The following is a 25,412-nucleotide window of genomic DNA, read 5'->3' on the forward strand; positions in this document are numbered from 1 at the left end:
GGCAGCGCGGGAGCGCCGTGCCGCAGCGCCGGAGCGCCGTGCCGCAGCGCCGGAGCGCCGTGCCGCAGCGCCGGAGCGCCGTGCCGCAGCGCGGGAGCGCCGTGCCGCAGCGGAGGTGCAGCGCCGGGCCGGGACCGGAGTACGCCGGCCCGGCACGCGTCCGCGGTCAGCCCTGGTTCTTGATCTGGCTGTTCCAGTGGTTGATCCACTCGGTCTCGTTCTTGCCGATCACGTCCCAGTCGACGTCCATCGGCTTGAGGTTCAGCTCGGCCAGCCACTGCGGCTGGTCGGCGATCTCCACGGCCGGGATCTGGAAGTAGTCCTTGGCCAGGTCGGCGCGGAGCGAGTCCTCGAAGAGGAACTCCAGGAACTTCTGTGCGCCCTCGGTGTTGCCGCCCTTGACCGCGCCCAGCCCGTCGACCAGCACCGGGGCGCCGGAGGTCGGCATCACGAAGCCGAACGGCATGTTGGATTGGTTGGCCTGCAGCAGCACGTCCTGGAGGTTCCAGGCGCTCAGCACGCCCTGCTCACGGGAGAGCTTCAGGTAGAGGTCGGCCGGGTTGGCCGCGTACGAGCCGGTGTTGGCGTCGAGCCGCTTGAGCCAGTCGTACCCGGGCTGAGGGTTGCTGCCGTCGGGCGAGAGCCGCTGGATCATCGAGGCGTAGATCGAGCGCATGGTGCCGGAGGCGGCCACGTCCCGGATGATGATCTTGTCTTTCCACTGCGGGTCGAGCAGGTCGTCCCAGTCCTTCGGGGCCTGCTCCGGGGTGAGCGCCTTGTTGTTGTACATGATCACCTCGGGCAGCAGGATCTCCCCGAACCAGCGGCCCTCGGCGTCCTTGTACTGGGCGTCCATCTTGTCGGCGAAGGACGGCTGCCAGGACTCCAGCAGCTCCTCGGCGGCACCGGCGGAGAGCCCCTGCTGGGTGCCGCCCCACCAGACGTCGGCCTGCGGGTTGGCCTTCTCGGCCCGGACCCGCTCCAGGATCTCCTGGGCGCCGATGTTGAGGATCTCCACCTTGCCCTGGTACTCGGGGTACTTGGCGGTGAACTTCTCCACCACGAAGTCGGAGACCTTCTTGTCCCGCGCGGTGTAGATGGTCAGCTTCTCGACGTCCGAGCCGCCGGCGGAGTCCGAACCGCCACCGCCGCAGGCGGTGCCGGCGGCGAGGACGGTGGCCAGGGCTCCGGCGAGCAGAAGACGACGTCTCATGGGTACCTCCGAGGGGAAAGGGATGGTTCAGGGGCTGGGAAGCAGGGTGGGCAGGCCGCTCGCGGCGGCCGCCAGGGCGTAGCTGACCGCGCCGTGCAGGACGGCCCGGTCGCCGAGCACCGCCCGGCGTACCTCGGTGGTGGCCGGCGCGGCGGCGGACACCAGGTGTTGGAGCCGCTCCACGGCGGCGTCGTCGAGTTGGGCGGCGGCCCCGCTGAGCAGGACCCGACCCGGGTCGATCACGCAGACACAGGAGACGATCAGCCGGGACCAGGCCCGCAACAACTCGTCCAGGTACGCCCCGGCGCGCTCGTCGGTGCGGGCCAGCTCGACCAGGGCGGCCACCGGGGTGTCCGGCCGGCGGCCGGGGGCCAGCGCGACTACCCGTTCGGCGATGGCGTTCTCCGACCAGCGGGCCTCGAACGGGCCGATGCCGTCGTGTCCCCGGTCGGTGGCGTCCAGCGGCAGGAAGCCGACCTCTCCGGCGGCCCCGCCGGCACCGCGGCGTACCTGGCCGTCGAGGACCAGCCCGGCGCCGATGCCGTCGGCGACGTGCAGCAGCAGCAGGTCGGCCACGTCGCTGCCGGCCCCGGCGGCGTGTTCGCCGGCGGCCATCAGGTTGACGTCGTTGTCCACCACGACCGGTACGCCGAGGTGCCGCTGCACCGACTCCCCTATCGGTCGCCCCTCCACCAGGCCGACCGAGGGGGCCAGCCGGACCGCGCCGCCGGAGGAGACGCCGGGGGCGGCGATGGCCACCCCGCGCAGCGCCGGCAGCCCGTCACCGGCCAGTTCGGGTACGGACCGGCAGATGGTGTCGACGATGTCCCCGGTCAACCGGACCGCCCGGTGGGCGACCACGTTGCCGTCGCTGTCGGCGATCTCGCAGCTGATCCGGGCCGGCTCCAGGGCGACGGCGGCGACCAGCTCGGCGCGGGGGTTGAACTCCAGCATGGCGCGCGGGCGACCGGCCCGGGAGGTGCCGGGGCCCCGCTCGATCAGGTAACCCTCGGCGATCAGCTCGCGGACCAGCGGGGTGAGCGTGGCGGGGCTCAACCCGGTGAGCTCGGTCAGCTCGGCGCGGGAGAGCAGCCGGACCTGGCGGGCGGTGGAGATCACGGAAAGCCGCTTGATCTCCTTCGCCCGCTCCCGGCTCACCGGGCTCGTTGGTGGTGTCACCACGTCCGTCACACTTCCTTTCTACGGCGAACGAACTATTAGGTCAAGTAACGAATGCGTCTCAGCCCACTACCAACCCGACCAGGAGCAGGAAAAACAGCCAGCAGGGCAAGAGGAGGCGGCGAGGAGCTTTCGCCCTTCAACCGGCGAAATGACCGGCTTTTATTCCTTCCGCAAACAAAGAAATACCGTCCAGGGCATTGACGGACGGCCTCGACCATCCCTAGCGTCACCGGGCGAAGGCCTTCCAGTGTGTACGGACTCCCGTACCGCTGCGCACCCGGCCGGACGCCAGCCATGGCGTACCCGGCCGTCCCTCGTCAGCGAACCGACCACCGACGCCGCGACGGCACGCACCCGGCGTGACCGTCCACGGTGGCTGCTGCTCGGACCTCGCCGCCCGGAAGGATCCGCATGCGTTCATCCCGACGGCCCGGGTGCTGGCCGCCTTCGAGGCCGCCAACGGCAGTGGTGCCCTGGCCCAGCAGGTGATCGTGCGCCGCTGACCCGGCACCGGGCGGGACGGTGGTGGCCGGCGGGATCAGCCACCACCGTCCCACCCGGCCGGTCCACGCCGCCCCGCCGGCCGGCGGACAGCCGCACCCGGCCGCACCGTCAGCGCAGCCGGTAGCCGGCCCACCGTCAGCGCAGCCGGTAGACGGCCATCCGGTCGGTGTCGTACCGCAGGTCGGCAAGCTCCGCCAGGACCGGCGACTCCGGCTCGACCTGCCGGTCCACCACCAGCCAGCGCACCCCGTAGCGGTCGCGCAGCTCGGCCAGGCCGGCGGCGGTGGGCGCGGTGAACGCGGCGTCGTTGGCGCGCAACCGGGCCTCGTCCCAGAACGGGGCGTACGGGCCACCGTCGCGGCCCACCATCCGGGGCGCGAACGCCCACCCCTCCACCAGCACCGAACGCTGGGCGTACCCGCTGAGCCAGAACGACCGGGCGTCACACCAGCCGTTCACCACCGTCCAGCAGTGCACGTTGGTGGCGAGCACGTCGGCCGGGTCGCTGGCCGCGTACACCCAGCGGGCCGCCGCCACCCGGGAGGCCGGCATCGGCACCACCGCGTACGCCCCGCCGTTGGGGAAGGTCCGCGCCGCCCGCGCGTCCAGCACCAGGCCGGGTGCGCCGGCCACCAGCACCCCGGTCAGCAGCACCGCGCCACCGGCGCCGGCCAGGGCCGGCCAGCGGCCGACCAGCGCCGGCCAGTAGAGCGCCACCAGGATCGCCAGCAGCGTCAGCACCCCCGCCCAGATCAGCAGCGGCAGCACCGCGGCGTACCCCGGCTCCGGTGCGGCAGTGGCCGGGAAGCGCAACTGGTACGCGGTGAGCAGCACCGCGAAGCCGACCGCCGCGCCGGCCAGCCGGCGGCGGCCCCGCGCCGACAGCGCGGCCCGGTCCAGCACCTCCGCCCAGCCCCACGCCGACAGGATCACCCCGAAGGCGAACCCGGCCCGCAGGAAGTACTGGTTGCTGCTGCCCGGATGCCCGACCAGCAGGTACGCCGCCGGGCCGGCGACCGCCCCGCCGAGCAGGAAGACCTGCACCGGCTCCGGCCGCCACCGACGCAGCCGCAGCAGGGCCAGCGCACCGGCCAGCCGGAGTTGGAGGTTGAGCAGGAAGGCGAGGCAGACCGCCACCCAGACCAGTCCGGTCACCAGCACCGGCCGGTCCGCCGTCGGCTCGACGTACCCGCGCAGCCCGGAGAGCGGGTCGACGGTGACGCCGTGGCTCTCGAAGGCGAAGAGCACGGCGGTGGCGAAGAGCTGCGCGGCCAGGGTCAACCCGACGGCGGCGAGCACCGCGCGGGGCAGCCGCCGCCGGCCCACCGTCAGCACCACCGCGGCCAGGCCCAGCGCGGCCAGCACCACCGGCACCGAGCTGGCCTTCGCCCCGGTGCTGGCGGCCAGGAACCCGGCGGCCAACACCCACGCCCCACCGCCCAGCGGCGGCACGGTCACCCGCCGGGCCCGCCCGACGATCTCGCCGAACACGGCGAGCAACGGCACCAACAACACCCAGCTGTACGTCATCGACGGGCTGCCCCAGACGATGAAGGTGGTCTGGGTGCCGAAGAGCTGCCGCAGCCCGTTCTCGAAGCCGAACTCGCCGACGGTGAACATCAGCGCCGCAGCCGCCGCACCGGCGTACGGCCGGCCGGTGATCCGCCACCCGACGACCGCGACCAGCACGACGGCCAGCGCGCAGAGCGCCGGCACCCCGAGCCGGAAGAAGACCGTCGGCAGGTCGACCCCGCTGACCAGGCTGCTCGCCGCGAGATGGGCGAAGCCGAACCAGTGGTAGTGCAGCGGCTCCCCGGCCACCTGCGGCACCTGCAACGGCACCTGGTGGGTGGCCGCGCCGGCCAGCGACAGCTGGAACGCCAGGTCGATGTACTGCGCCTGCCCCTCCTCGGTGGGCAGCACCGGGTTGACCCGCAGGAACGACTCGACCAGGTAGAGGGTGAAGCCGACCACCACCCCGGTCACCGACCAGGCCCAGCCCGTCGGCACCGGCCGGTAGCCGGTGGGTCGCCAGTGCCGACGCAGCGCCGGCACGGCCGCGAACGGCACGACCACCGCCAACGGCCAGAGCCACAACCACCCGGGTACGCCGACGGCGGCGAACACCGCCCAGCCGGCCAGCTCCAGCACCAGCCCGACGGCGGCCCCCATGGCCAGGTCCTCGACCAGGGTGTGCGGGTGGCGGCGCAGCGCCCGGTACACCAACGTGCCGGGCAGTAGGACGGCCAGCAGCGCGTACCCGCTCCAGCGGGCCAGGTCCGCCGCGGGCGTACCGGTCAGCAGCAGGCACGTCGCGACGAACCCGACGCCGACGACGGCCGGTGCCCAGCGCGGCACGACCCGGCGAAGGGCGGTCCGGGCCCGGTCACCGGTGGTGTCGGCTCCGGTGACCGGCCCGGGGGCGAGGGTGCTCACCGTAGGCTGTCGACCAGCTCGACCCGGCCCGGACCGGTCGGGTCGGCGGGTTCGGCGGTGTCGGTGGCCACCAGGTACGGCGGGCGGGCCTGCACGGCGGTGTAGATCCGCGCGACGTACTCCCCGAGCAGCCCCAGGCAGAGCAGCTGCACCGCGCCGAGGAAGAGCACCGCGACGTAGAGCGAGGGCCAACCGGTGACCGTGGCCCCGGCGGCCCAGGCCAGCACGGCCACCACCACCAGCGTCCCGCAGATCGCCACCCCGGCCAGCCCCAGCCAGGTGGCCAGGCGCAACGGGGCGGCGGAGAAGCTGGTGACACTCTCCGCGGCCAACCCGAGCATCCGCGACAGCGGGTACTTGGTCCGCCCGGCGACCCGTTCGGCCCGCTGGTAGCTGACCTCCCCGCTGGGGAACCCGAGCCAGGGCACCACCAGGCGCAGCACCGGGTTGCGTTCGGGCAGCTCCCGCAGCTCGTTCACCACCGCCCGGCTGAGCAGCCGGAAGTCGCCGGCCTGGGCCGGCACCTGCTTGCCGACCAGCCGCCGCATCAGCCGGTAGTAACCGGCCGCCGTCCACCGCTTGAACGCCGTGTCGCGGCTGCGGTCGGCGCGTACCCCGTGCACCACGTCGAGACCGTCCACCCTGGCCCGGCGCAGCATCTCCGGGATCACCTCGGGCGGGTCCTGCAGGTCGGCGTCGATGCTTACCACGTACGCCCCACGAGCCCGGAACACCCCGGCGAGCAGGGCCGCCTGGTGGCCGCTGTTGCGACGCAGGCGCAGCACCCGCAGCTGCGGCCAGCCCGCCCGCAGCCCGGCCAGCCGGCCGCCGGTGCCGTCGGTGCTGCCGTCGTCGACCGCCAGCACCTCGTACGGCTCGGCGAGGTCGTCGAGGACGGCGCGCAGCCGGCGGGCGAGCAGCGGCAACGCGCTCTCCTCGTTGAACACCGGGATCACCACGGAGAGAGTCGGCCCCGGTCCGGTCACGGCGCTGGCCCCCGTTCGGCTGGCTGTCGGACAGCCGAACGCTACCAGTCGCCCGGCCCGTCGCCGGCGCGCCGAGCCGGTCGGGCAGGTCGGTCGACGCAGGTGACGGCGGGTGCCGGACCGGTCGGTTCCGGGCGCGCCGGTGCGGCTCGACGCGGGTCAGCCGGTGCAGGTGGTGGCGGGTAGGCCGGTGACCGGCACGGGTGCCCGCCCGGTCGGCTCGGCCTTGCCGGCCAGCACCTGCGCCAGACCCGTCATGGACGCCCGGCTCGACGAGTAGGTGGCCAGCAGGGTCGGCGACGTCGCCTTCGACAGCAGGTACGGGGTGTCCATGGCGACCGTGACCGCCGCGTCGGCGCTCAGGTCACCGGTGCCGTCGCCGTACCCGACCAGGTGCACCACCTTGCCGCCGCTGGGCACCACCTGCGCCCCCGCCTTGGTCAGCGCCTCGGTGAGCACCCGACGGGTGCCGTCGCGCCCGCCGGAGGAGGTGATGGTCAGCTTGCCGGCCACCGGCGCCGGACGGCACGGCCCCCGCAGCACGGTGACCGCCGCCCCGGCCAGCCGCTCGGCCGCCGCCCGGTGCTCCGGGGCGTTCAGCGTGTCCAGCTGCGGGGTGGGCCCGTCGGCCAGCCGGAACTTCAGGGTCAGCACCCGGGTGACCGCCTCGACCAGCCGGGCCCGCTCCAGGGTGCCGTCGCGCAGTGCGGCCAGCAGCCCGTCGTAGGCCTGGGTGACGTTCGGCGGCATCAGGATCAGGTCGTTGCCGGCCTTGAGCGCCCGGACCGCGGCCTCCCCCGGTGACCACTTCTTCGCCGGGGCCATGTTCATCCCGTCGGTGATCACCACACCCTGGAAGCCCAACTGTCCGCGCAGCACGTCGGTGAGCAGCTTGTGCGAGAAGGTGGCCGCGGTGCCCTTGTCCACCGACCGCACGTCCAGGTGGCCGGACATCACCGCGAGCGCCCCGGCGTCGATACCGGCCTCGAACGGCGGCCAGGCGCTCTTCTCCAGCTCCTTGCGGGGCTGGTCGAGCACCGGCAGCTCCTCGTGCGAGTCGTCGGCGCTGTGGCCGTGCCCCGGGAAGTGCTTGACGGTGGCGGCCACCCCGGCCGACTGCAGCCCGCGTACCGCCCCGTCGACCTGCGCCGCCGCCCGTTTCGGGTCCGCGCCGAAGGACCGGGAGCCGATCACCCCGCTCCGGCTGACCAGCACGTCGGCCACCGGGGCGAAGTCCAGGTTGATCCCCATCGCGGCCAGCTCGGTGCCGGCCACCCGCCAGGCGGCCTCGGTCAGCTTGGGGTCGGCGGCGGCACCGGCGGCCAGGGCGGTCGGCAGCAGGGTCACCCCGTCGGTGATCCGGGTCACCACGCCGTGCTCCTGGTCGGTGCCGATCAGGAACGGCGCGGCACCGCTGGGCAGCCGCTGCGCCGCCGTGCGCAGCCCGTCGGTCAGGGCCCGGACCTGCTTGGGGTTGTCCACGTTCGTGGTGGCCTGGTTGGCGGAGGTGGGGTCGTCGGCGCTGAAGCCGACCAGGATCAGCCCGCCCAGCCGGTACTTCTCCACCATCTCGGCCGGGGTGTCGACGCCGGCCAGCGCCCGGTTGCCGGCGGCCGACCCGGCGGAGACCTTGGTGGCGGTGTCGCCGTACGCGTAGGGCATCAGCACCTGACCCACCAGGTCCTCGTCACCGAGGGTGCCGACCAGCGCGGCGGCGCGGGCCGCCGGGTCCGTGGCGGGGCCGCCGTCCGGCGCCGGGGTACCGCTCGGCGCGGCGCTCGCCGGGGCCGACGCGGACGGGGCGGCCGAGGCGTCGGCCCGGGGCTCGGGGTCACCGGAGCAACCCGCCGCGACCAGCACCGTCACCGCGAGCGCCGCCGCGAGCCGCCGGGACCCACCCGGGGTACGCGACGGGGTGGACCGGGAGGTCCGACGGTCGGGCAGGGTCCGGTGGCGTGGGGAGGTCGACACGTCCCCATCCCACCAGCCCGCCGCCGGTACGGCCAACCCGCAGGTCAGCCCACTCGGGTGAGCAGGGTCACCGGGGCACCGTCACCGGCGTGCCGGTACGGCTCCAGCTCGGCGTCCCAGGCGGTGCCGAGCGCCTTGTCGAGGGCGTGTGCCAGCGCCTCCGGGGCCCGGGCGGTCGACATGATGCTGCGCAGCCGGTCCTCGCCGAGCTGGATGTCGCCGGCGGCGCCGACGGTGGCCCGGAACAACCCGCGACCGGGGACGTACATGAAACGCTCTCCGTCCGCCCCGGTGCTCGGTTCCTCGGTCACCTCGAAACGGATCATGGGCCACTGCCGGAGGGCAGCAGCCAGCTCGGCACCCGTCCCCGGGCGACCGGTCCACCTGCACTCGGCCCGTCGGGCCGTGGGATCGACGGGCTGAGCCGTCCACTGCAGGTTGACCGGCGCGACAAGGACGCGCGCGATCGCCCACTCGACGTGTGAGCACACGGCGAGCGGGGTCGAGTGGACGTATACGACGCCACGCGTTGGCACGGTGACCTCCCGGAGAGCGAGGTGCGTCTTCCCCTACGACCTCGCGTCGCCCGAGTGGCGCCTGCGAACACATGATGACCCGTGGGACGGATGATGCGCCAGAGAATCGGAAAAATCGCCGGTGGGAACAGCCGCCCCGGACGGGTGGTTGGCCTGATCGGCGACCGTGGGGGACCGTCCGGGCCCCGCGTTCGTGTACAGTTCTCCCGGCGGCTTGTGCCGCTGACTTCTTCGGCGGGCCGAGGCCTCCCGGGTGTCACCCGCCGCACCATGCACGTCAAACCGCACCACGCACGTCCGTCCCCCGGACGTCCCGTCCTCCCGTACGTCTCACAAGGAGCACCTCCGTGGCGAGCAACACCTCAAAGACCGCGCGCGCGTCCGTCCGGGCCGGCCAGGCTGGCCAGGGTGGCGCCCTCAGCGTGCTGGGCGAGTTCAAGTACCTCATCCCGCTCAACGGCGGCAAGCACGCCTACGTGCGGAACCTGACCAACGGCAAGACCTCGCACCTGCGCACCGACTCCGAGGCCTTCGTCGAGGAGATCCGGGTGCTGGCCGCCGCCGGCCACGCCGCCAAGATCCGGGCCGAGCTGAACGGCCTCGCCGCCACCCACCCCGGCGACGGCTGGGACGCCACCGAGAAGCGACTGGTCGAGGCCGGCGTCTTCGAGGGCTGAGCCCCGCCCCTTCGTGGTGCGGTCCGCCGCCCACCCGCACGACATCGCACCGCCCGTCGGCTCTGCCGGCGGGCGGTGTCGTCGTCTGCCCCGACACCGCCGACGGCGGATGCCGAGTCGGTCACGGGACCGGCGACGATGGGGTCGGGGACCGGGCACCGGTGGCGGTGGCCGGAGGCCGGGTGGTGGGATCGGGACGGGTCCTGACATGGGCCGGAAGCGCTCCCCGTACTCTCACCCGGTCGGCCCGGCGCACGGCCGGCACGCCCGCCGCGGCCCCGGCCGCCGTGCCACAGGAGCTTGCTGCGTTGACCGACCACACCGCCCTGGACCGTGAGATCGCCGTCGAGCAGCGGCACCTGGACCGGGTCTACGCCCGCCTGGCCGAGCTGCGCCGGGCGGCGGCCCGGGCCGAGCGGGACGGGTACCGGCTGGCCAAGGTCGGCAACTTCGGGGCGCTGGTGGAGCGGGACGCGATGGTGTTCCACGCCGCGCAGCGCCGACACGTCCTCGACGCCGAACACGAGGGGCTGGTCTTCGGCCGGCTGGACCTGCGCGAGGGCCCGGTGCTGCACGTCGGCCGGCTGGGCGTCCGCGACGACGACGCCGAGACGCTGGTGGTGGACTGGCGGGCGCCGGCCGCCGAGCCGTTCTACCGGGCCACCCCGGCGGCGCCGCTGGGCGTGGTGCGCCGCCGGACGATCCAGTCCAGCGGTGAGCGGGTCACCCGGATCGAGGACGACCTGCTCGACCCGGTCGCCGCGCCGGCGGAGATGACGGTGGTCGGTGACGGCGCGCTGCTGGCCACGCTCTCGAAGGCCACCGGACGGGGCATGCGGGACATCGTCGCCACCATCCAGCGGGAGCAGGACGAGGCGATCCGCTCCCCCGCCTCGGGCGTGACGATCGTCTCCGGCGGCCCCGGTACCGGCAAGACGGCGGTCGCCCTGCACCGGGCGGCGTACCTGCTCTATGCCGACCGCAGCCGGTACGCCGGCGGCGGCATCCTGGTGGTCGGCCCGTCCACGGTCTTCGTCGAGTACATCGCCTCGGTGCTGCCGTCGTTGGGCGAGGAGACCGCCACCCTGCGTTCCCTGGGCACGCTCTTCCTCGGGCTGACCTCGACCCGCACCGACCCGCCGGAGGTGGCGGCGGTGAAGGGGTCGCTGCGGATGCGGCGGGTGCTGGAACGCGCGGTGCGCGACGCGGTCCCGGACGGCCCCACCGAGCTGCGCCTGCTGTACCGGGGTGAGCTGCTGCGGTTGGGCGCCGAGGAGCTGACCGGTATCCGGGACCGGGCGCTGTCCCGGGGGGCACGCCGCAACGAGGTCCGCCGCGCCGGGTTCGACGGGGTCTTCGCCGCACTCTGGGCACAGGCCCGGCGACTGCGGGTGGGGCGGCTGCCGGAGCAGCGCTCGTTCGAGGACGAGATCGCCGACCGGCCGGAGTTCCGGGAGTTCCTCAAGGCGTGGTGGCCCCGGCTGCATCCCCGGCACGTGCTGGGCTGGCTGGCCCGCCCCGAGCGGCTGCGGGCGTACGCGGGTGGGGTGTTGTCCCGGGTGGAGATCCGGCTGCTCACCGAGGCCTGGCGGAGTCTGGACACCGAGGGCCTGACCATCGCCGACATCGCCCTGCTCGACGAGCTGGACGCGCTGCTCGGCAAGCCGATGAAGCCGGCGCGGGCCAGGCGTGACCCGTTCCAGCTGGCCGGCGGGGTCCGGGAGCTGAGCACCTTCGGCGACCGGCAGCGCGCCGCCCGCGAGGCGGCCCGGCAGCGGCCGGAGGACTACCGGGAGTACGCCCACGTGGTGGTCGACGAGGCGCAGGACGTCTCGCCGATGCAGTGGCGCATGATCGGCCGGCGGGGGCGGTTGGCCTCCTGGACGGTGGTGGGTGATCCGGCGCAGAGCGCCTGGACCGGTGATCCGGCGGAGCTGACCCGGGCCCGGGACCAGGCGCTGGGTCGGCGGCCCCGGCACCACTTCACGTTGACCACGAACTACCGCAACTCGGCGGAGATCTTCGCGGTGGCGGCGGCGGAGATCCGCCGGCTCGACCCGGAGCTGGCGTTGCCCACCGCGGTGCGGTCCACCGGGGTCGAGCCGGTGCAGCGGGTGGTGCCGGCGGCCGAGCTGGCGGTGGCGACCGTGGCGGAGGTGACCACGCTGCTGGACCAGGTCGCCGGGACGGTCGGGGTGATCACCCCGGTACCGCGCCGGGCCGAGGTGGCCGGCTGGCTGGGCGGGCTCGGCGGCGCCCGGCTCCAGGTGGTGACCAGCCTGCAGGCCAAGGGCATGGAGTACGACGGGGTGCTGCTGGTCGCGCCGGGCGAGATCCGGGCCGATCCGGGCTCCGGGGTACGCACCCTCTACGTCGCGCTGTCCCGGGCCACCCAGCGCCTGACCACCCTGGAACCCGCCGACTGACCGACCGGCACCCTTTGCTTGCACACATTGCGATGTGAGCATATGTTGGACCGGGTCCGGTCGGCAGACGGAGGGTGTTGGCGTGGGCGCAGGACATGACCACCAGGCCGCGGTGACCAACGCGGGGCACCGCTACCGCGGACGACTCTGGGCCGCCCTGCTGCTGCTGGCCGTCTTCACGGTGGTGCAGACGGTCGCCGCCTTCGGCACCGGCTCGCTGGCACTGCTCTCCGACGCCGGGCACATGTTCACCGACGTGCTCGGCATCGGCATGGCACTGGCCGCGATCACCGCCACCCGGCGGGTGGCCGCCGACCCGCAGCGCACCTTCGGCCTCTACCGCCTCGAGGTGCTCGCCGCGCTGGCCAACGCGGTCCTGCTCAGCGGCGTCGCGGTCTACGTGCTGATCGAGGCGGTACGCCGACTCGGCGAACCACCGGAGGTGCTCACCGGCCCGATGCTCGGGGTGGCCGTGCTCGGCCTGCTGGCCAACGTGGTCGCCTTCGGCCTGCTGCGCAAGGGTGCGCAGGAGAGCATCAACCTGCGCGGGGCGTACCTGGAGGTGCTCGCCGACCTGCTCGGCTCGCTCGGGGTGATCGGCGCGGCCCTGGTGATCATGACCACCGGCTGGTGGTGGGTCGACCCCCTGGTGGCGGTCGGGATCGGGGTGTTCATCCTGCCCCGGACCTGGCGGCTGGCCCGGGCTGCGCTGCGCATCCTGGTGCAGGCCGCCCCGGAGCACCTGCAGGTGACCGAGGTGCACGACCGGCTCAGCGCGGTTCCCGGGGTGGCCGAGGTGCACGACCTGCACCTGTGGACCCTGACCTCGGGGATGGAGGTCGCCTCGGCCCACCTGACGATGACCCCCGACGCCGAGGTCGGCCCGGTCCTCTCCGCCGCCCGGACGGCGCTGCGGGAGGACTTCCACATCGAGCACGCCACGTTGCAGATCGAGCCCGGAGCGTCACCTGGGGCCTGTGGTGCGGTTGAGTGGTAATTAGCGCAACCTTAAATCTCTGGGTGTATTGTCCCTTTCGTGCATGTTCTACCGTTGTCACGACCCGTCCCACAGGCCCCAGCGCCTGCACGGGTCACACCGGCACCGGTAGGCTCGGTCCCGGCCTCCGCCAGGCGGCGCCCAACGGCGCCTGCGGTGGCCGCCGCCTAATCGCCCACCGCGGCGAACCGGGGAACCACAGTCCGTGGGGTGTATCCGCTTCAGCGGTAGGGATCTTCCGTCCCGAACCCGTCAGCTAACCCGGTCGGCGGCTGACGGAAGGACACGTCCATGGCAGTAGTGGCAACCACCAGACGCGGTACGGCCCGGATGGCAGCCGTACTCGTCGCGACACTCGCGTTCGGCGCGGCGATCGGGCCCGGCGGCCCGGTGGCACACGCCGCGATGCCGCCGACCGGCCTGCTCGCCGCACCCGCCGACGACGAGGGCGGCACCCCCGCCCTGCGGGACCAGCTCGACGCGGCCAGCACGGGCTGGATCGAGGCGAAGAACGCGCTGGAGAAGTCGACCAAGCGCCAACAGGAGCTCAACGGGCAGCTCAAGACCATCGAGGCAGACCTGGTCGTCCGCAACGGCAAGGTCGGTGAGATCGCCGGCGTGGCGTACCGGACCGGCCGGCTCGGCGCCGCCCAGGCACTGCTCAACACCGACTCACCGGCGCGCTTCCTGGACCGGGCCGCCACCCTCGACTCGGTCGCCGCCAACGAGGACCGGGAGCTGCGCCAGCTGCTGGAGACCCGGGACAAGGCCAACCGCACCAAGCTGGCCCTCGACGGCGAGCTGCGTGAGCAGCGCAAACAGGTCGACACCATGGCCAAGCGCAAGGAGCAGGCCGAGCGGGCCCTGGAGGTCGCCGTCCGGCAGGAGGCCCGGGAGAAGGCCGAGGAGCGGGAACGGGCCCAGGCCCAGGAACGCGCCCGCGCCAACAGCGGCGGCGGGTCCAGCGGGGGCAGTTCCAGCGGGCCGGGTGGCAGCAGCAGCAAGACCGCCAAGGCCGCGCCGCGCAACTCCGACGGCTCCTGGCCCAAGGAGTCGTGCAGCGTCAACGACCCGACCCCCGCCAACGGCTGCATCACCCCGCGCACGCTGCACGCACTGAACCAGGCCAAGGCGGCCGGTTTCACCAGGTACGTCTCCTGTTACCGCCCGGGGGGCTCCGGCGAGCACCCGAGGGGCCGGGCCTGTGACTTCGCGGCCCAGAAGGGCGGCTTCGGCGGCGACGCCACCGGTGGAGACCGGACGTACGGCAACAACCTGGCGGCGTACTACGTCCGCAACGCCGACAAGCTCGCCGTGCTCTACGTGATCTGGTACCGGCAGATCTGGCTGCCCAGCAGCGGGTGGAAGTCGTACAGCGGGGCCGGTGGAGACCCCTCCAGCGACCACACGAACCACGTCCACCTGTCGGTCTACTGACCGAACCGACAACGACGCCCGGTGCCCCACCGTGAGGTGGGACACCGGGCGTCTGTCGTGTCTCGTGGTCACCGGTACCGGGCAGCGTCGCGTGCCGGGCCGACCTGGTGCCGGGCGGCGCGGATGCCGGGCTGGCCCTGCGCCGGGCGGTGTCGCGGCGGCGCGGACGCCGGGCTGGCCCTGCGCGGATGCCGGGCTGGCCCTGCGCCGGGCGGTGTCGCGGCGGCTCAGGCCCCGGGCAGCACCTCGGGAGCCACCCCGGCACCGGCGTAGTAGGGCTCGGGTGCGCCGAAGAGACCGAGCAGCCCGGTCACCCAGAGCTGTCGGTGCACGAAGCGGCTCGGCTCCGTGACGATCAGCTTGACGCCGCTGACCTCGGCGGTCTGGAAGCCGGCCACCATCGCGCTGATGCCGACCGAGTCGATGAAGGTGACCAGTCGCATGTTGAGCTCGATCCGGGCGGGACGCCCCTTGGCGAGCACTTCGGCGATGGCCTCGCGTACCTCGTACGCGGTGTCGACGTCGATCTCGCCCCGCGGGGCGATCTCCATGACACCACCGGAAAGAACAGACTTCACGATCGACAGGCTCACGCGAGCACCTCCACTCGCCCAAAACGGGCGCCTCATCAGTACGCGGGCCGCGACCGAGAGTATTCCTCCCACGGCCTCGGTCGCCACCCCTCGGGATGAGCAATTCGCAGATTGGGCACAACGTACGCCCCAATCTGTACTTTTCGTCGCTACTTCCCGACGACTTCTCATCTTCACGATCGATCAGCGACCGACGTGTCGGCCCACCACAGTAGCGGTCCGCACCCCCGTACCCCAACACCCTCCGCCACCGGCGCGCCCCGGGAAGCAACGATCCCCCGGGTGGCCAGGGCAAATCCGGCCATTGACCGGGATGTCTAACATCGGACCGAGTTCACGCTCACAGAGGCGTTGCCACGACGGAGGGATCCCGATGACCAAGAGGCTTGCCACGCTCGCCGGCGCCGCCGCGCTGCTCGCGCTCCTGTTGGCCTGCAGCATCGGCGGCGGCGGGGGCGATGACGACGACGATGACGACGGCGACGACTTCGCCCGGGCCACCGTCTCGGTGGTCACCCTCCGCTGACCCCGACGGCTGATCCCGACGCCGCGCCGCCGGACGCAGGACCGCACCGCGGGCTTCGCCACAGCGTTCCGGGTTCGCCACGGCGGCCGGGTTCGCGACGGCAACCTGGTTTGCGACGGCGGCCTGGTGGGCACTGGCGGAGTACGCGAACCGTAATCCGACGGCCCGACACCCACGTCCGAAGTGGCCGCCCAGCTTCGGCACCCGAGGAGGTAAGCACGATGTTCGGCACCAATCTGTTGGAGCGCCGCAGCCGGCCCGAGCGGATCGCGAACGAGGCCTGGGAACACCTGACCTCCGCCGTACACTCCGCCGGTGACAGCGTCCTGGACACCGCCCGCTCGGCCCGGCGCAACAGTGCCGGACTGGCCGACGACGCCGGTGACCTGGTCGGCACCGCCGCCGACGAGGCCCGCCGCCGGGCGGTCCTGGCCTTCGACGCGCTCGCCGGGCGCCGTCCGGCCCTGCCCTGGACGCTGCTGATCGGGGCCACCCTGGTCGGGGCCGCCATCGGCTGGGCCGCCGCCTCGGCGACCCGTGCCGCGCTCAGCCGGGACGACCGGGCCGCCGACGACATCGAGTTCGTCGACGTGGACCGCCCGAACTCCCCGGTCGGTCTGGACGGCTGAGCACCGCCCGGCAGGACCATCGCACCCGACGGCCCCGACCCGCCCTCACCGGCGACTCGGGGCCGTTTCACGTCCGTGCGGTAACGCAGTCGACCCCGCGTTCCCTCCCCCGCACCGCGCCGCCCGGTGACGACCACCGGCCGAGCCCGCCCCGACTCACCAAGCCCTGACCACCCGGCCCGGTTCGGCCCAGCCGCACGCCCGACCAGCCCAGCCGCACGTTCACCAGCCCGCCCGGCCCAGCCGCACGCCCGACCAGCCCGCCCGCCCGGCCGGCCGGCCGGCCGGCCGGCCACACATCATCCACCAGCCCGGCCCGCAGCCACGGGCTCTACCGGGCCCGCCCGGCCGCACATCCACCAGCCCGGCGCAGCCCACGCGCCGACCGGCCCGGCCAGCCGCGCGCTCTACCGGGCCCACCCGGCCGTACGCCCGACCGGCCTGCCGGCTCGACCGCGCCCCTACCGGGTCGCGCCGCACGCGGGGCTGGTTAAAGGGGTACCCCTCTCGACCATAAGCGTTAACAGGGGGCCCTTCCTTACACCGAGGTGGCGTGGCTGGCGCCGTAGCCGTCGGCGCGGGCGACGATCCGGCCCGCCTCGATCCGGACGGCGGATTCGGTGGCGTCGCTGACCGCCGGCACGCCGGCCGCCGCCGCCACCGCCCCGGAGGTGTCGCAGACCACGCGTACCCGGGGCCAGGCGTCCGGCGGCACCGCGCGGCGCAGGCAGGTGCGCAGCTCGACCAGGGTGAGCCGGGCCAACGGCAGCAGTTCCCGGGGCTCGCCGGTGACCAGGACGGCGGTGACGACGGTGTTCGGCGGGGCGGACCGGATCGCCTCCTCGACGGCGCCGATCCGGTGCAGCCCGAGGATGGTGACCACGCCGTCGTGGGCCAGCCGGGCCGGGGCGTCGCGCAACACGTCGGCGGCGTCCGGCGGCTGCCAGGGCTCGTCGACCGGCCGGGCCTTGGGCACGTACGGCAGGTGGGGCGGCGCCCAGCGGTCGCCGAGGTCGAGTCCGGCCAGGTGCCGGCAGACCTGTGGCACGTCGAAGGGGTCACCGAAGCCGGGCGCGGCGGCGGCGAGCTGACTCGCCCCGTGCAGCGTGGTGAGGGCGGCTTCGGCGAGGCGTACCAGGCGTAGTGGTTCCGGGCGGTCGCGGCCGAGCGGCCCCGGGCGGTGGGCGAGCGCCTCCAGACCGAGGCCGAGCAGGATCGCGGAGAGCTTCGTCAGTTCCGCGTACGGCCGGCGGGTGGCCTCGTCGGCGAGGATCTCGGGCATCAGGTCCCGGCCGAGCCGGACGGCGGCGCGGTGTTCCTCGACGGCCAGCGGCAGCCGGGTCAGCCAGGCCTGGGCGAACTCGCCGAGCGCCTCGGCGACCGTGCCGGCCGACGCCGGCTGGGTCGGCTCGGGCACCTGCTCGGCCTCGGCGGCGAGCACCGCGAAGTAGAGGGCCCGTTTGCCGGGGAAGTTCGAGTAGACCGCGCCCCGGGTCAGCTCCGCCCGGTCGGCGATGTCGTCGATCCGGGCCTCCCGGAAGCCCTGCTCGACGAAGACCTCCCGCGCCGCGGCCAGCACCCGGGCCCGGTTGCGCTGTTGGAGTTCCGCTCTGGTGAGCCGTGCCATCGCTCTCCTCGTGCCGGTGCCGCCGGGCTTCGGGCCGTCGTTGCCGAACCATCGCCGCCAAGATATCTTCACCATCCAGATGATGGCATCATCTGATTTGACCATGCGAGAGGAGCCCACGATGGCGGACCTTCCCGAGATCCGGCTTACCGACCCGGAGGTGCTGCGGGATCCGTTCACCGCCTACGGGCAGGCCAGGGAGGCCGGCCCGGTGGCCCGGCTGGCAACCCCCGGCTTCGGCGAGATGTGGGCGGTGACCCGGCACGCCCCGGCCCGCGCCCTGCTCACCGACCCCCGCTTCGCGGTACGCACCGAGAGCTACCTGCGACCGGGCGTGCCCGAGGAGTACCGACCGTACCTGCGCACCATGGAGATCGACGGGCCGGAGCACGGCCGGCTGCGCCGCCTGGTCGCCCCGGCGTTCACCGCCCGGCGCGCCGCCGTGCTGCGACCCCGGATCGCCTCGATCGTGGCGGGCCTGCTCGACGAGGTCATCCGGCGGGCCGAGGGCGGGGTGTCCGACCTGGTGCCGAACCTGGCCCGACCGCTGCCGATGGAGGTGATCTGCGAGCTGGTCGGCGTACCCGACGCGGACCGGGCCCCGTGGCGGGCGTTCGGGGTCGCGGTGTCCTCCGGAGACGGCCAGGGGTTCGTGGCGGCGCTACCGGCGATCATCGACAACGCCCGGTCGCTGGTCGCCCACCGCCGCGACGAGCCCGGCGACGACCTGGTCACCGACCTGATCCGGGTACGCGACACCGACGGCGACCGGCTCACCGAGACCGAGCTGGTCAGCCTGGTCTGGCACGTGGTGCTCGCCGGGCAGACACCGACGAACCTGGTCACCAACTCGGTGCACGCCCTGCTCACCCACCCCGGGCAGCTCGCCGCGCTGCGGGCCGACCCGGAGCTGATGCCCCGGGCCGTCGAGGAGCTGACCCGGTGGGCTCCGCCGCAGCTGCTGACCGTGCCCCGGTTCGCCGCCGAGGAGGTCGAGATCGACGGGGTACCGGTGCCGGTGGGCACGGCGGTCACCGTCGCGATCGTCGCGGCCAACCGTGACCCACGGGTCTTCGCCGACCCGGACCGGCTCGACCTGGCCCGCGTCCTCGACCGGACCGCCCACCTCGCGTACGCCCACGGGCCGCACTTCTGCCTCGGCGCGGCGCTGGCCCGGGTGCAGACCGAGGTGGCGCTCGACGCGCTGCTGGGCCGCTTCCCCGACCTGGCTCTGGCCCCGGCCGACGCCCAACGCGCCCCCGACCCGGGCACCTGGCGGCTGAACACCCTCCCCGTCACCCTCTGACCCCGGTAAGGAAGGGCCCCCTGTTATCGCTTTCTGATGTACAGGGGGCCCTTCCTTACCGGGGCGGGCCTCAGCGACGGGAGGTGCAGGTGGGGGTGGGTACGCCGTTGGTGCCGGTCCAGCTGGCCAGGAACCCGAAGGTCGTGCTGGCACCGGGGGCGAGTACGCCGTTGTAGCTCGCGTTGGTCACGGTGACCCCGGCACCGTCCTGGACGACCGTGCCGCCCCAGCTCTGGTTGACCCGTTGGCCGTTGGCGAACGTCCAGGTCACCGTCCAGCCGATGATGCCGGTGTCGTCGTAGTTGCGGACGGTCACCTCACCCTGGAAGCCGCCGGACCAGGATCCGGTCACCGTGTAGGTGGCCCGACAGCCGGTGATCGGCCCCGGCGTGGTGGGCAACGGCGGGGTCGTCGGCGGGGTGGTGGGTGGGGTCGTGGGCGGCGTCGTCGGGGGCGTCGTCGGCGGCGTGGTCGGCGGGGTGGTCGGGGGCGTCGTCGGGGGCGTGGTGGGCGGGGTCGTCGGGGGCGTCGTGGGCGGGGTGGTGGGGCCGCCCTGCCGGTCGGCGACCAGGATGCCCCGGCCGTTGGTGCCCAGGTAGACCCGGCCGAAGACCCGTGGGTCACCGGTCAGCGCCTCGCCCGCGTTGCCGTACTGGTGCTGGTCGTCGTTGATCCGTACCCAGCTCGCGCCGGTGTCGTCCGAGCGGTACAGGCCGGGTTGACCGTCGACGGTGCCGAAGAGGAACAGCGCCGGGTACGACCGCCCCGGTGCCGCCTTGCCGAAGCCCACGTTGTACGCCTGCGTGACGCCACCCAGCCTGGTGAAGCTGGCCCCGGAGTCGGTGGACCGCCACAGCCCACCCGCACCGGCCAGCCACAGGTGGCCCTGCTGACCGGGTACCGCCTTGAACTTGACGCCCTCGGTGGGCAGTCCGGTGGCCGCCGAGGCGGTGAAGCTGACCCCACCGTTGGTGCTGACGTACAGTTTGCCGCCGCTGACGGCGTAGAACCGGTTCGGGTCGACCCGGTCGGACTCGACTGTCGCGTTGGCCGGTACGCCGGTCGAGGCGGTCCACGAGTTGCCGAAGCCCACCGAGTGGACGACCTGCTGGCCGGGGTCGCCGGGGGCCCAGACGAACCGGCTGCCGTTGGCCGCTGCGGCGACCGTACCGCCGTTGTTGATCCCACCGGGTTCGGTGCCCTGGAACCAGTTGGCCCCGCCGTCGGTGGAGAACGCCACGTGGCTGTCGTTGGGGCGGTCGGCGTCGGTGAAGTTGCCGGCCCGGACCATCACCGCCGGGTTGGCCTCGGCGTAGTCCAGGCTGGTGCTGCTGGTGAAGACCGGCTGGGTGAACATCTTGGCCGGCACCGCGTCGAGGTTGTCGTGGCGGAAGCCACCGATGTCACCGAGCGCGCTGACCAGCGGCGGCCCGGACGGCGGGCTGACCAGGTCGAGCACCGCGGTCTCCTCCAGCCCCTTGACCATCGGTGTGATGGTGAGCTGGCCGCCGGTGTCCCATTTGGTGAGGTCGGTGCTGCCGTAGATGGTCGCGCCGGTGCCGTACAGGAACCGGTCGGGGTTGTGCGGGTCGATCTCCACCGACTCGTTCATCCAGCCGAGCTTCGGCGTCTCCTCCGGTGGCTGCGGGTTGGCCCCGAAGTCCAGCCAGGGCACCGAGCTGATGTCCATCTTGTACTTCTTGACGCGTTCCGGGTAGCTGCCCCAGTCCCAGATCCGGCTCCAGGTCGCGCCCCCGTCGGTGGTCCGCCAGAAGATCGCGTCCGGCCACCAGGAAATCTGGGTGGCCACGATCAGGGTGTTCGGGTTCTTCCGGTCGATGGTCAGGCCGGAGTAGCCGAAGTACGCGTCGCTGCTGCTGGACGGGATCGGGCTGATCCGGGTCCAGGCGCCGGTGGACCGGGTGAACTTCCAGACGTCACCCTTGGCCCCGTCGTACGGGCCGCCGGTGTCGCTGGTGGCCAGGTAGAGGTGCCCGCCGACGTGGTCCACCACCCCCTTGTGGGCCAGGTAGCCGGTCGGCTGCCCGGGGATCCGCTCCCAACTGCTGCCGCCGTTGGTGCTGCGGTACACCGGGTTCTGCTTGTCGGCGACCCCGACGTAGATGGTCTGCGTGGCGCTGCCCGCCGTACCGGTGCTCTTGTCGAAGGCCACCCAGGTCAGGCCCTGGTTCTGGCTCTGGTAGCCGGTGCTGTCGGTGGGATCGGCGACGTAGTTGCCGACGTTGGGGAAGTTCGCCACCTTCGCCCAGGTCGCCCCGGAGTCGGTGCTGCGCCACAGGCCGTTGCCGCCCTCGGCCGCGAAGTAGACGGTGCTGTTGCGGTGGGGGTCGACGGCCAGCCGCTCCCCCATCCCCCGGCCGGGCATGTTCCCGCCGACCTTGAACGGCAGCTCGGTGGCCTGCCAGGTGGCACCCTTGTCGGCCGAGCGCAGGATCGCCCCGTTGTTCGGGTCCCAGTCGTTGGTGTACATGCCGACGGCGGCGTACACCCGGCTGGTCTGCACCGGGTCGGTGGCGACGCTGAGCACGCCGTTCCAGCCCCATTTGTCGTAACCCACCCAGTCCAGCAGCGGCCGCCACGACTGGCTGGCCTGCTCCCAGCGGTACAGGCCGCCGATGTCGGTCCGGGCGTAGATCAGGTCCTTCTCGGTGGGGTTGAAGACGATACCGGGGACGAAGCCACCGCCGTCGATCCGGACGTTCTTCCAGGTGTACGGCTCACTGACGGCCGCCACGGCCGGGCCGACGGGGGCGACGGTGAGCTGAACGGCCACCACCGCCGTGGCCAGGGCCAGCACGGATGCCACCGCGCCGGCGAGACTTCTCCGCATCTGCGCTTCCTCTCGGATGCACCCCGGAGGGGGTACGGGGGAACGGGGAGTGACGCCGACGACCGGTGCCCGACCGGGCCCGGTGACAGCGGCGGTGCGCGGGGGCTGCCCTGGCTCCCCGCTCGGCACGTCGGCTCCCACAGCCGAGAAGCATGCTCACTTTAATCGATGGATGACCTGCTGTGAAAGCGCTTCGACAACCGGCGGTCGGCAGCCGCCGTCGATCACCGACGGGCTCACTCCAGGTGGTACACGATGCCGTCGGAGCGCTGCTCGACCCGGACACCCGGCCCGCTCACCGGTCGACCCGGCACGTCCTGCCAGACGGTGCCCGGCACGTAGGAGGTCAGCACCACCACCGTGCGGATCCCGGCGGCCCGCAGCTCGGCCACCGCCTGCGGATCCGGGAAGGCGGTGCTGACCGCCCGTAACCGGTCCTGGCTGGGCGGCACGAACGACGCCCCGCCGTTGACCAGGTCGGGGAACCCGTCGGTGGACCAGAGCATGACGTGGTACTCGCGGGTCCCCTCGCTGGGCAGCACCAGCACCGGCCCGGTCAGCCCGCGCAGCGCCGCCGGCTGCGGCGGGACCTCCGCGTGCGGGGTGCGGTTCACCCCTTCGAGCAGGACCAACAGCAGCGGTACGACCAGCACCAGCCGCGCCGGCCGCTGCCACCACCGGACCGGTCGCGCATCCTCCTGGCGTACGGTCAGCGCGCCGGCGGCCAGCACCCCGAGCAGCAGCGTGGTCCAGAGCACCAGCCGGCCCGGCGTACGCAGCGCGTCCCAGCCGGGCAGGTGTTCCATCAGCGTCACGTAGCCGGGTCGGCCGTCACCGAACAGGGTGCTGCCCGCCGCCAGCGCCACGCTGACCAGCACGGCGGCGGCCAGCGCCACCCGGTGCCGGATCCGCCAGGCGGACAGGAACAGCCCGGCGGCAGCCAACCCGACCAGCACCACCCCCGGCAGCAGGGTCATCTCGACGGCGAAACCCAGCCCCTCGCGGGCCGCCGCGTGCCGCTCGCCCCACAACCAGGACTCCGGCGGAGCGACGAGGAACCCGCGCAACGGCGGGGAGAACATCGCGATCTGTTCGACCGTACGCCGCCCCGAGGGGTGCCGCGCCACCACCTCGAAGTACGGCGCGGCCAGCAGCAGGGTCACCGCGGCGAAGGTGAGCCCACCGGCCAGGTCGGCCACCAGCAGTTGGCGCGGGAACACCGGCCAGACACCGCGCCGCCACCGGCTGATCCCGTATCCGGCCAGCGTGCCGAGGCAGAGCAACGCCAGCACGTACACGAAGGGCAGGCCGATGCCGAAGCCGATGCTCACCTGCCAGGCGGCGGTCAGCCAGCCGGCCACCGCCCAGCCCGGCCGGGCCCGCTCGGGCCGGTACCCGTCGCGCAGCGACCAGCCGTGCCCCCGGGCCAGCATGGCCAGGGCCAACGCGATCCCGCCCATGCTCAGCACGTGCAGGTGCCCGGCCTGGGCGAGCTTCCACGGGGCGTACCCGAACGCCGCCCCGGCCACCGCCGCCCCGGCGCGCCCGGCCCCCAACTGCCGACACAACACGTACGCCCCGAAGAACGCCAACGCGTGGACCAGCACGTAGAGCAGGTTGTAGCGGACAACCGCCGCCTCCGGGCCGGCACCGAACATGCCGAACGGGGCGTACCCGAGCAGGGTGTCGGAGTAGGCGTAGGTGTAGCGCTCCGGGAAGAACGTGTTGGAGTGCCACAGGTTCCACGGCTCGGTGAGCAGGGCATGCCCGCCCCAGGCGACCTGCCAGGCCTGCAGGGTCGGGTCCCCGGTGTCCTGCGGGATCGTCGAGGCCGGATGACGCAGGGTCGGCCAGGTCATCAGCACCGCCAGCGCCACCGCCCCGAGCGCGGCCAGGCTCCACTCGTGCCGGAGCAGGCGTACCGCCCGCGGCGCGGCACCCCGCCACCGGCTCCTGGCGACCCGCGGCCCCGCCGGGGGCCGTTCGCCGCCAAGGTCTCCGTCGGCCGATCCGCCGGCAAGGTCTCCGTCGGCCGATCCGCCGGCAAGGCCCTCGTCGGCCCGCTCGCCACCCAGGTCTTCGCCGGCCGGTTCGCCGGCAAGGCCCTTGTCGGCCGGTTCGCCCGCCATGGTCTCCCGCTGAGCACCCATCGTCCACCTCGTCACCGGCTGTCGTCGTCCGGTCGCGGGGACATGATCGCGCATCGCCGACACGGCTGTCACGCCCTTCCCAGCCGCACCGGACGCGCCGGTCCGGGCACTCCGCACCGCACCAAGCCATCGATGCAGGTCACAGCATGCGACGGCGTGCCCGGCCTCAGATCAGCCGAAGTTCGCGGGCGCGGCGGACCGCTTCCCGGCGGCGGGTGGCGTCGAGCTTGCGGTAGATGTTGCGGACGTGGGTCTTGACCGTGTTGACCGACACGGACAATTCACCGGCGATCTCCACGTTGGACAGGATGCTCTGCAGGTACCGCAGGATGGTCAACTCCCGCTCGGTCAGCGCCTCGACCAGCCCGGCGGCCGGCTCGGCCGGGTGGGCCGAGGCGGCCGGGTGGGCCGAGGCAGCCGGGTGGGCCGAGGCGGCTGGCACCGACCCGGTGACCGGCTCGACCCGCACCGTGCCGGCCAGCGGTTCGTGCCGGAGGGCCTCGGCGGGCCACCCGTGGCCGGCGTACCAGTCGGCGGCCCGCCGGTGCAGGTCGCGAACCTCCTCCTCGGGCAGTCGGTCCACCTCGGTACGGAGCAGGTCGGTCAGCAGCGGATGGCAGCGGTACCAGGGTGGATCGCTGTCGTCCTGGTGCAGGACGCCACCGTCGCGGGCCAGCGTGGCCAGCAGCTGTTCGGCGTCGGTCCGGCCGGTGAGCGCGGCGGCGAGGTCGGCGCGGACGGCCGTGGTGACCGCACACCGGCGCAGCAGGTCGAGTTCACCGGGGCCGAGACCGTCGAGCACCTCGGCGCGCAGGTACCCGGCCACGTCCGGGTGGTCACCGCCGAAGCGGGTGACCCAGTGGCCCGGGTCGGGGTGGCCGCCTACCGCCCGGGCCGCGAACCGCAGACCCGCCGCCCAACCCCCGGTACGTTCGCGCAACCTGCATACCATCTCCGCCGACAGGCGGACACCGTGTGCGACGAGCAGGTCGGCGGCCTCGTCGTCGGTGAAGGCGAGCTGGGCGGGGCCGATCTCGTTGAGCTCACCGGTCAGCCGCAGCCGGTGCAGGGCCGGGAACAGCCCGGTACGCGCGCCGACGACCAGGCGCAGCCGACCCTCGGCATGCCGCAACAGGAACTCCAACCCGGCGAACACCGCCGGTTCGGTGACCCGGTGCAGATCGTCCAGGACCAGCACCGTCGGTCGGTCGGCGGCGGCAAGCATCCCGGCCAGGGCTTCGAGCCGCGCGGGGCCGGGCAGACCGACCAGCGCACCGCGACCCGCCACCCCACCGACACCATCCGACCCACCGTCGGTACCGGTCGCCCCGGTCAATGCGCCGATGAGGTACGCCCAGAACCGCT

At 73.4% G+C, this 25,412-nt stretch carries 18 protein-coding genes, 2 pseudogenes and 1 riboswitch; of the genes and pseudogenes, 8 read left to right on the top strand and 12 right to left on the bottom strand.

Going from position 1 to position 25,412, the window contains the following annotated elements; translation table 11 throughout:
- Positions 1-166: 166 nt before the first annotated feature.
- Both ACN28G_RS17920 and ACN28G_RS17925 read right to left on the bottom strand, forming a co-directional pair.
- Positions 167-1,213: an extracellular solute-binding protein gene (locus ACN28G_RS17920; protein ID WP_091441710.1), complete on the bottom strand. Its 1,047-nt coding sequence runs from the start codon at positions 1,211-1,213 to the stop codon at positions 167-169.
- A gap of 27 nt (positions 1,214-1,240) precedes the next feature.
- A complete protein-coding gene (locus tag ACN28G_RS17925) occupies positions 1,241-2,404 on the bottom strand; it encodes an ROK family protein (protein ID WP_091441713.1) in 1,164 nt (387 codons plus the stop codon).
- A gap of 350 nt (positions 2,405-2,754) precedes the next feature.
- Between ACN28G_RS17925 and ACN28G_RS17930 the strand changes: the two genes are divergently transcribed.
- Positions 2,755-2,898: a hypothetical protein gene (locus tag ACN28G_RS17930; protein WP_421479825.1), complete on the top strand. Its 144-nt coding sequence runs from the start codon at positions 2,755-2,757 to the stop codon at positions 2,896-2,898.
- Positions 2,899-3,034: 136 nt separating this feature from the next.
- Here the strand turns inward: ACN28G_RS17930 and ACN28G_RS17935 are convergent, their stop codons facing one another.
- The 4 genes from ACN28G_RS17935 to ACN28G_RS17950 all read right to left on the bottom strand — a co-directional run bounded on the left by ACN28G_RS17935 (position 3,035) and on the right by ACN28G_RS17950 (position 8,828).
- Positions 3,035-5,335, bottom strand: coding sequence for a hypothetical protein (locus ACN28G_RS17935; protein WP_421479826.1), 2,301 nt, complete (start codon positions 5,333-5,335; stop codon positions 3,035-3,037).
- Positions 5,332-6,321, bottom strand: coding sequence for a glycosyltransferase family 2 protein (locus ACN28G_RS17940; RefSeq protein WP_373868319.1), 990 nt, complete (start codon positions 6,319-6,321; stop codon positions 5,332-5,334). The genes ACN28G_RS17935 and ACN28G_RS17940 overlap by 4 nt, the downstream gene beginning before the upstream one ends.
- Before the next feature lie 159 nt (positions 6,322-6,480).
- A complete protein-coding gene (locus ACN28G_RS17945; protein WP_373868326.1) occupies positions 6,481-8,187 on the bottom strand; it encodes a glycoside hydrolase family 3 protein in 1,707 nt (568 codons plus the stop codon).
- A 149-nt stretch (positions 8,188-8,336) separates the two neighbouring features.
- Complete coding sequence (locus tag ACN28G_RS17950) at positions 8,337-8,828, bottom strand: DUF3145 domain-containing protein (RefSeq protein WP_091441721.1); 492 nt, start codon at positions 8,826-8,828, stop codon at positions 8,337-8,339.
- 347 nt (positions 8,829-9,175) lie between these two features.
- On the opposite strand from ACN28G_RS17950, the gene ACN28G_RS17955 reads away from it, so the two are divergent.
- From ACN28G_RS17955 to ACN28G_RS17970, 4 genes are all read left to right on the top strand, one after another.
- Positions 9,176-9,505, top strand: a complete 330-nt coding sequence (locus ACN28G_RS17955) for a hypothetical protein (protein WP_091441724.1) — start codon at positions 9,176-9,178, stop codon at positions 9,503-9,505.
- Between the two features lie 308 nt (positions 9,506-9,813).
- Positions 9,814-11,931: a HelD family protein gene (locus ACN28G_RS17960; protein ID WP_421479829.1), complete on the top strand. Its 2,118-nt coding sequence runs from the start codon at positions 9,814-9,816 to the stop codon at positions 11,929-11,931.
- An 82-nt stretch (positions 11,932-12,013) separates the two neighbouring features.
- Entirely contained in the window at positions 12,014-12,928 is a 915-nt protein-coding gene (locus ACN28G_RS17965; protein ID WP_091441730.1) for a cation diffusion facilitator family transporter, read from the top strand.
- A gap of 154 nt (positions 12,929-13,082) precedes the next feature.
- Positions 13,083-13,215: riboswitch (cyclic di-AMP (ydaO/yuaA leader) on the top strand.
- Between the two features lie 4 nt (positions 13,216-13,219).
- The gene (locus tag ACN28G_RS17970; RefSeq protein ID WP_421479831.1) at positions 13,220-14,365 is read left to right on the top strand and encodes a coiled-coil domain-containing protein; all 1,146 of its coding nucleotides are present in this window, start codon (positions 13,220-13,222) and stop codon (positions 14,363-14,365) included.
- Positions 14,366-14,592: 227 nt separating this feature from the next.
- Here the strand turns inward: ACN28G_RS17970 and ACN28G_RS17975 are convergent, their stop codons facing one another.
- Entirely contained in the window at positions 14,593-14,958 is a 366-nt protein-coding gene (locus tag ACN28G_RS17975) for an STAS domain-containing protein (protein WP_091441736.1), read from the bottom strand.
- 373 nt (positions 14,959-15,331) lie between these two features.
- On the opposite strand from ACN28G_RS17975, the gene ACN28G_RS17980 reads away from it, so the two are divergent.
- Both ACN28G_RS17980 and ACN28G_RS17985 read left to right on the top strand, forming a co-directional pair.
- Positions 15,332-15,484 carry a hypothetical protein gene (locus ACN28G_RS17980; protein ID WP_175440618.1) on the top strand — a complete coding sequence of 51 codons (153 nt, stop codon included), beginning with the start codon at positions 15,332-15,334 and terminating at the stop codon, positions 15,482-15,484.
- Between the two features lie 221 nt (positions 15,485-15,705).
- Entirely contained in the window at positions 15,706-16,113 is a 408-nt protein-coding gene (locus tag ACN28G_RS17985) for a hypothetical protein (protein WP_091441738.1), read from the top strand.
- A 538-nt stretch (positions 16,114-16,651) separates the two neighbouring features.
- Here ACN28G_RS17985 and ACN28G_RS17990 read toward each other — a convergent pair.
- On the bottom strand, positions 16,652-17,740 hold the full coding sequence (locus tag ACN28G_RS17990; protein ID WP_421479833.1) for a TetR/AcrR family transcriptional regulator: 1,089 nt from the start codon (positions 17,738-17,740) through the stop codon (positions 16,652-16,654).
- A gap of 121 nt (positions 17,741-17,861) precedes the next feature.
- Between ACN28G_RS17990 and ACN28G_RS17995 the strand changes: the two genes are divergently transcribed.
- Positions 17,862-19,046, top strand: coding sequence for a cytochrome P450 family protein (locus ACN28G_RS17995; RefSeq protein ID WP_421479835.1), 1,185 nt, complete (start codon positions 17,862-17,864; stop codon positions 19,044-19,046).
- 70 nt (positions 19,047-19,116) lie between these two features.
- Here ACN28G_RS17995 and ACN28G_RS18000 read toward each other — a convergent pair whose 3' ends face one another.
- From ACN28G_RS18000 to ACN28G_RS18015, 4 genes and pseudogenes are all read right to left on the bottom strand, one after another.
- Positions 19,117-21,897 (bottom strand): cellulose binding domain-containing protein, encoded by a 2,781-nt coding sequence (locus ACN28G_RS18000; RefSeq protein WP_421479837.1) that lies wholly within the window; start codon positions 21,895-21,897, stop codon positions 19,117-19,119.
- A 236-nt stretch (positions 21,898-22,133) separates the two neighbouring features.
- A complete protein-coding gene (locus ACN28G_RS18005; protein WP_421479839.1) occupies positions 22,134-24,047 on the bottom strand; it encodes a hypothetical protein in 1,914 nt (637 codons plus the stop codon).
- Between the two features lie 166 nt (positions 24,048-24,213).
- A pseudogene (locus ACN28G_RS18010) lies at positions 24,214-24,441 on the bottom strand (response regulator transcription factor); the annotation flags it as partial.
- Positions 24,442-24,530: 89 nt separating this feature from the next.
- Positions 24,531-25,305, bottom strand: a pseudogene (locus ACN28G_RS18015) (helix-turn-helix transcriptional regulator); the annotation flags it as partial.
- Positions 25,306-25,412 lie beyond the last annotated feature (107 nt).

Source organism: Micromonospora sp. WMMA1923 (genome assembly GCF_049179195.1).
GTDB classification, from domain to species: Bacteria; Actinomycetota; Actinomycetes; order Mycobacteriales; family Micromonosporaceae; genus Micromonospora; species Micromonospora yangpuensis.

Bases quoted from the DNA above. Each gene is read 5' to 3' on its own strand.
- ACN28G_RS17920 (WP_091441710.1), bottom strand. From the start codon at position 1,213: ATGAGACGTCGTCTTCTGCTCGCCGGAGCCCTGGCCACCGTCCTCGCC.
- ACN28G_RS17970 (WP_421479831.1), top strand. From the start codon at position 13,220: ATGGCAGTAGTGGCAACCACCAGACGCGGTACGGCCCGGATGGCAGCC.
- ACN28G_RS17980 (WP_175440618.1), top strand. From the start codon at position 15,332: ATGACCAAGAGGCTTGCCACGCTCGCCGGCGCCGCCGCGCTGCTCGCG.
- ACN28G_RS17985 (WP_091441738.1), top strand. From the start codon at position 15,706: ATGTTCGGCACCAATCTGTTGGAGCGCCGCAGCCGGCCCGAGCGGATC.
- ACN28G_RS17990 (WP_421479833.1), bottom strand. From the start codon at position 17,740: ATGGCACGGCTCACCAGAGCGGAACTCCAACAGCGCAACCGGGCCCGG.
- ACN28G_RS17995 (WP_421479835.1), top strand. From the start codon at position 17,862: ATGGCGGACCTTCCCGAGATCCGGCTTACCGACCCGGAGGTGCTGCGG.
- ACN28G_RS18000 (WP_421479837.1), bottom strand. From the start codon at position 21,897: ATGCGGAGAAGTCTCGCCGGCGCGGTGGCATCCGTGCTGGCCCTGGCC.
- ACN28G_RS18005 (WP_421479839.1), bottom strand. From the start codon at position 24,047: ATGGGTGCTCAGCGGGAGACCATGGCGGGCGAACCGGCCGACAAGGGC.